Origin of the sequence: Kitasatospora sp. NPDC058218 (assembly GCF_042882445.1) — a bacterium.
In the GTDB taxonomy this organism is placed as follows: Bacteria; Actinomycetota; Actinomycetes; order Streptomycetales; family Streptomycetaceae; genus Kitasatospora.
On record NZ_JBHVWC010000027.1, the window covers coordinates 62335 to 68526 of the forward strand.

Sequence of the window (6192 nt, forward strand, 5' to 3'; positions counted from 1 at the left end):
CGCCCGCCGCCCGTTCGGGCTCGGCCACGCGGCCGGCCCCGAAGGTCACACGCCCACCATTGTCACCCGAAAGTGGATCAGCCCTGACCCGCATCGAGAATATCGACCACGAACACCAGGGTGGAGTTGGCCGGGATGTCGCCCTGCGCCTGGTCCTTGTAGCCCAGCGAGGCGGGGATGACCAGCTCGACCCGGCTGCCGACGGTCTGACCCTCCAGGCCCTGGTCCCAGCCCGCGATGACCTGGCCGCCACCGACCGGGAAGGAGAAGGCCTGGCCCTTGCTCAGCGAGGAGTCGAAGACCTTGCCGTCCTTGAACAGCGCGCCGGTGTACTGGACGACGACCTTCTCGCCCTTCTCGACCTTGGGGCCGGTGCCCTTGATCAGGACGTGGCTCTTGAGCTCGGTCGGGTCGGCGGCGCCGGCCACCGGGGTGATGTCGGCCGGCTTCTTGCCGTTGTCCTTCACCTGCGGGAAGTCCGCGGGCGGCGGGGTCACGGTGCCGCTGACCACGGCGTCGGGCGCGTTGCTGTTGCGGATGTCGATGACGAAGACAAGGTTGTCCTTGGCCCCGATCGACATGTTCGGGTTGCCCTGGGCGCCGAACGCGGCGGCCGGCGGGGCCACCACGAGCACCCGGCTGCCGGCCTTCTTCCCGACCACGGCCTGGTCGAGCGCCGGGATCAGCGCGTCGGTGCCGGCCTGGAAGATCTGCGGCTTGCCCGACTCGTCGTACGAGCTCGGGATGTCCTTGCCGGTCGTCCAGTCCTTGGCCGTGTAGTCGACCGAGGTCCAGGAGTTCTTCTCGACCTTGGGACCGCTGCCCTCGGACAGGACCTTCACCACGAAGCTGCCGTCGGCCTGCTCGCCGGGCACCTCGATGGTGGCCTTCTTGCCGAACTCGCCGGTGATGGTCGGCAGCACCTTGGCGCTGTCCTTGATCGGCGGCACCGGCTCGGCGGACGGCGTCGGCGGCGCGGACTTGGCGGCGTCCGCCTTGGCCGAGGTGTCCGCCTTGGAGCCGCCGTCGCGGTTCACGACGTACAGCGTGATCCCGCTGCCGACCAGCAGCACCGCCAGGACGGTGCCCAGGATCACACCGAGCCTGCCGACACCGGGCGGGTTCTCGTCGTACCCGGCCTCCGAGGTGTCCTGGCGGCGCACGTTCGAGGCGAAGATCTGCGGGGTCTCGTCGGTCTTCGTCCCGCCCGCGCTCCGCTTCGCCTGGCCGGCTTCGCCGGGCTGGGCCCAGCCCGGCGAGTGCTTCAGGATCGACGGCGGTACGACGATCGACTCGCCGTCGCCGGGCAGCGGGCCACCGGGCCGCGAGTCGGCCGGGTCACCGGCGGAGTTTCCGTTCGCGGTGCCGGCCCCGCCCGGGCTCGACGCTTTCTCAGACATGACTCCCCATCCATCTCGCCACGAGGTCTTCGAGGTCTACGGCCGGCGTGGTGAGCGCCGGAGTGCTGTCGCACTGCCGCCCGGAGCCCGGACGCCGACGGCGCCTACCACAGTGCGAGGGCAGTATGACAGGTCAGGATGAGGGCGGACGCTTCCGTGTGCGAGCGCCCGCCCAAGCGTACGGACCCCACCCGTCACCTGACAGGGGTCCGGCGGCTCAGACCGCCTCGAGAATGTCGATCACGAAGACCAGCGTCGAGTTCGGCGGGACGGAGCCCTGCGCCTGGTCCTTGTAGCCGAGGGCGGGCGGCACCACCAGCTCCACCCGGCTGCCGACGGTCTGACCGACCAGGCCCTTGTCCCAGCCCTCGATCACGCTGCCGGTGCCGATCTGCAGCGCCTGCGCGCCGCCGTGGCTCCAGGAGGAGTCGAACTGCTGGCCGTTGCTCCAGAGCACCCCGGTGTACTGCACGACGAGGGTCTGCCCGGACTTCACCGGCTTGCCCTCGCCCTTGATCAGCACCGCCTGCTGGAGGTCGGTGGGCGCGGCCTGGCCGGGCGGGATGGTGATCGTCACGGCGGCCTTGCCGTTGTCCTTCACCTGCGGGAGGTTCGCCGGCGGCTGGGTCATGGCGCCGGAGAGGGTGGAGTCCTGCGGCAGGCTCTCCATGATGTCCAGCACGAACACCACCGTGTCGCCGGGACCGACCCCGAGCTGGCCGTTGCCCTGGGTGCCGAACGCGGCGGCCGGCGGGGCCACCACCAGCAGCCGGCTGCCGACCTTCTTGCCGATCACGCTCTGGTCGAAGGCGGGCACCAGCTGCCCGCTGCCCGCCTGGTACAGCTGCGGCTTGCCGCCCTCGTCGTAGGAGCTGGGCAGGTCCTTGCCGGTCGTCCAGTCCTTGGCCGAGTAGTTCACCGTCACCCAGTCGCCCTTGTTGACCGTGGAGCGGTCGCCCTCACTGACGGTGTTCACCACGAACTGACCGCTGGGCGCCGCGTCCGGGATGGTGATGGTGGCCTTGCTCCCGAACCCGCCGCCCGACAGGGTCGGCATCGGCGCGGCCTCGTTCACCGGCGCGGGCACGGTGGGGGCCGCGCTGGACACCGTGGGCGTCGCCGGGCTGGTCGCCTTGGTCGAGCTGCTGCAGGCGACCGCCAGCAACAGGGGCAGGGTGAGAAGCAAACCGGCGGAGCGGCGCACGGCGATCCTAACTGTCGGTCAAAGTCGGTTCTCCGGACTCGACGGACAGCGTATTCCCCGACGGTGTCCGGCCCCGGTAGACACCGCCGGGGCCGGACACCGCAAAGATCACAACGGGACCGCTCGACCTCACATCCCCGCGATCAGCTTCTCCACCCGCTCGTCCACCGAACGGAACGGGTCCTTGCAGAGCACCGTCCGCTGCGCCTGGTCGTTCAGCTTCAGGTGCACCCAGTCGACCGTGAAGTCCCGGCGCTGCTCCTGCGCCCGGCGGATGAAGTCCCCGCGCAGCCGGGCCCGGGTGGTCTGCGGCGGGACGGACTTGGCCTCGAAGGTCTTGAGGTCGGTGGTCATCCGCTTCGCCTGGCCCTTGCCCTGGAGCAGGTAGAACAGGCCGCGCCGGCGGTGGATGTCGTGGTACGCGAGGTCGATCTGGGCCACCCGCGGGTTGGACATGCTCATCTGGTGCTTCTCGCGGTAGCGCTCGATGAGCTTGTACTTCATGATCCAGTCGATCTCGGTGGCCACCCCGTCCAGCCGCTCGGTGCGGACGGCCTCCAGGGTGCGGCCCCAGAGGTCCAGCACCTGGGCGATGGTGCCGGTGTTGATGCCCTTGCGGTCGGCGAACTCCAGCGCCTTGCTGTAGTACTCCTCCTGGATGTCCAGCGCGCTGGCCTCCCGGCCGTTGGCGAGCCGGACCTGGTGGGTGCCGGTGAGGTCGTGGCTGACCTCGCGGATCGCCCGGATCGGGTTCTCCAGGGTGAGGTCGCGCATCACCACGCCGGCCTCGATCAGCCGGAGCACCAGGTCGGTGGCGCCGACCTTGAGCAGGGTGGTGGTCTCGGACATGTTGGAGTCGCCGACGATGACGTGCAGCCGGCGGTAGCGCTCGGCGTCGGCGTGCGGCTCGTCGCGGGTGTTGATGATCGGGCGGGAGCGGGTGGTCGCGGAGCTGACGCCCTCCCAGATGTGCTCGGCGCGCTGGCTGACGCAGAACACCGCGCCGCGCGGGGTCTGCAGCACCTTGCCGGCACCGCAGATCAGCTGGCGGGTCACCAGGAACGGGATCAGCACGTCGGCCAGCCGGGAGAACTCTCCGTGCCGGGCCACCAGGTAGTTCTCGTGGCAGCCGTAGGAGTTGCCGGCCGAGTCGGTGTTGTTCTTGAACAGGTAGACGTCCCCCGCGATGCCCTCCTCGTGCAGCCGCCGCTCGGCGTCCACCAGGAGCCCTTCGAGGATGCGCTCGCCCGCCTTGTCGTGCGTGACCAGCTCGACGACGTCGTCGCACTCGGGGGTGGCGTACTCCGGGTGGGAGCCCACGTCGAGGTAGAGGCGGGCACCGTTGCGCAGGAACACGTTGCTGCTGCGGCCCCAGGAGACAACGCGGCGGAAGAGGTAGCGCGCCACCTCGTCCGGTGACAGCCGTCGCTGACCCCGGAACGTGCAGGTGACGCCGTACTCGTTCTCCAGCCCGAAAATTCGGCGGTCCATGGCACCTTCTCTCGAAGGAATCACCGGCTGTGGCCGGTGCGCGGATCGGGATCCTGAACTCTGCGGCGCCGGGCCGCAGCTGGCCTCATGGGCTGATCCCCTGCTTCGGCAGCGGGCAGGGCTTGTCCGGGGCCGGCCGTCAGGTCGGCTTGAAGCCCCGCGGTCTCGACCGTTGGGGAGGAGTCACGAGGCATCCATTCTCTGGGAGGACCTCCGAGGGGAGTCCCGTACGACGGCGGGCGACCGCCGTCGTACGGGGACTCCACGGGCACTGCTTACTCCGACGGGTCCGCCGGCGGGGCGGCCGCCGGCTTCTCGTCGTCGTCCGTCTCGGCGGACTCGTCGCCGTCGAGCAGCCGGGCGAGCTGGCCGCCCAGGATGCGCTTGAACTTGCGCTGCTGGAAGCGCTGGCGGTCCAGGACCGCCACCTCCAGCTGCTCGGGGGTCAGGGTGCGCGGGCTGCCGCCGTTGGGGTCCCGGGCGAGGGAGTCCACCGCCACCTTGATCGCGTCGGTCAGGGACAGCCCGCTGCGGTGGCGCTGGCCCAGGTAGTTGCCGATCGAGTCGGCGTTGCCGCCGACCACCACGTAGTTCTTCTCGTCGACGACCGAACCGTCCGGGGTGAGCCGGTAGATCTGGTCCTCGTCCGGGGTGCGGCCGACCTCGGCCACGATGAGCTCGACCTCGTACGGCTTCTCGCCGACCGAGGAGAAGATGGTGCCGAGCGTCTGGGCGTAGACGTTGGCCAGGCCCCGGGCGGTGACGTCGGCCCGGTCGTAGGAGTAGCCGCGCAGGTCGGCGTAGCGGACGCCGCCGATGCGCAGGTTCTCGAACTCGTTGTAGCGGCCGACCGCCGCGAAGGCGATCTTGTCGTAGATCTCGGAGACCTTGTGGAGCGCCCGCGAGGTGTTCTCCGCGACGAAGACGATGCCGTCGACGTAGGTGAGCACGACCACGCTGCGACCGCGCGCGATGCCCTTGCGGGCGTACTCCGCGCGGTCCGCCATGGCCTGCTGGGGCGAGACGTAGAACGGTGTCGACACCGGCGGTCGTCCCTTCCTTGGTAGGTGTGGCTAGAGCAGCGGGGCCTGCGGGCCGTTGGGGTGGATGAGGCGCTCGTCGGTGATCGAGACGGCGATCGCGGAGACCTCGGCCTCGGTGAGCCGGCGGAAGCCGTCCTCGGTGATCAGCGAGACGATCGGGAAGATCTTCCGGGCGAGGTCCGGACCGCCGGTGGCGGAGTCGTCGTCAGCCGCGTCGTAGAGCGCCTGGACGACCAGGGTGGAGGCCTGCTGGGAGGTCAGGTCCGCGCGGTAGAGCTTCTTCAGCGAACCGCGGGCGAAGACCGAGCCGGAGCCGGTGGCGGCGAACCCGCGCTCCTCGGAGCGGCCGCCGGTGACGTCGTAGGTGAAGATCCGGCCGCGGCCGAGGTCGAGGTCGTAGCCGGCGAAGAGTGGGACCACCGCGAGGCCCTGCATCGCCATGCCGAGGTTGCCCCGGATCATGGTGGTGAGGCGGTTGGCCTTGCCCTCCAGCGAGAGCACGGCGCCCTCGATCTTCTCGTAGTGCTCCAGCTCCAGTTGGAAGAGCCGGACCATCTCGACCGCGAGCCCGGCGGTGCCGGCGATGCCCACCGCGCTGTACTCGTCGGCCGGGAAGACCTTCTCGATGTCGCGCTGGGCGATCACGTTGCCCATGGTCGCGCGGCGGTCACCGGCGATGACCACGCCGCCGTCGAACACCGCCGCGACGATCGTCGTCCCGTGCGGGGCCTCGATGACCGCCCCCGCGGGCAGCTCCCGGCGACCGGGGATCAGCTCCGGCTGGTGGTCGGCCAGGAATTCGAGGAACGAGGAGGACCCCGGGGTCAGGAAGGCAGCCGGTAGACGCCCGGTGCCACGAGTGTTGGCTTCCACACGATTCCTTCCAGGTAGCTTGAAGCGCACGCTGCCCGCACCCTACCCGCCGACGATCACCGTCCGTGCGTGGTGGGCCGGACCGGGGCGGGGGGGGGGGCGCGGGCGCCCCCCCCCCCCGCGCCCCGCCGCTCGGCCCTTCGGGGGAATTCCCGGTGCACATTGGCCGAACCGGTCGCGT

5 protein-coding genes are annotated in these 6192 nt (G+C 70.3%); all 5 read right to left on the minus strand.

The features are described from left to right. Positions 1-77 precede the first annotated feature (77 nt). On the minus strand, positions 78-1400 hold the full coding sequence (locus ACFVYI_RS18910) for an FKBP-type peptidyl-prolyl cis-trans isomerase (RefSeq protein WP_387886787.1): 1323 nt from the start codon (positions 1398-1400) through the stop codon (positions 78-80). Between the two features lie 217 nt (positions 1401-1617). Then, complete coding sequence (locus ACFVYI_RS18915; RefSeq protein WP_387886790.1) at positions 1618-2565, minus strand: FKBP-type peptidyl-prolyl cis-trans isomerase; 948 nt, start codon at positions 2563-2565, stop codon at positions 1618-1620. A gap of 168 nt (positions 2566-2733) precedes the next feature. Beyond that, positions 2734-4095 (minus strand): Pup--protein ligase, encoded by a 1362-nt coding sequence (gene pafA / locus ACFVYI_RS18920; RefSeq protein ID WP_387886793.1) that lies wholly within the window; start codon positions 4093-4095, stop codon positions 2734-2736. A gap of 275 nt (positions 4096-4370) precedes the next feature. After that, the gene (gene prcA, locus ACFVYI_RS18925) at positions 4371-5138 is read right to left on the minus strand and encodes a proteasome subunit alpha (protein WP_387886795.1); all 768 of its coding nucleotides are present in this window, start codon (positions 5136-5138) and stop codon (positions 4371-4373) included. Between the two features lie 30 nt (positions 5139-5168). Next, entirely contained in the window at positions 5169-6011 is an 843-nt protein-coding gene (gene prcB / locus ACFVYI_RS18930) for a proteasome subunit beta (RefSeq protein ID WP_387886797.1), read from the minus strand. Between the last annotated feature and the right edge of the window lie 181 nt (positions 6012-6192).

What these genes read in the sequence shown, in the direction of transcription:
- pafA (WP_387886793.1), bottom strand. Translation starts at nt 4,095, where the DNA reads ATGGACCGCCGAATTTTCGGGCTGGAGAACGAGTACGGCGTCACCTGC.
- ACFVYI_RS18910 (WP_387886787.1), bottom strand. Translation starts at nt 1,400, where the DNA reads ATGTCTGAGAAAGCGTCGAGCCCGGGCGGGGCCGGCACCGCGAACGGA.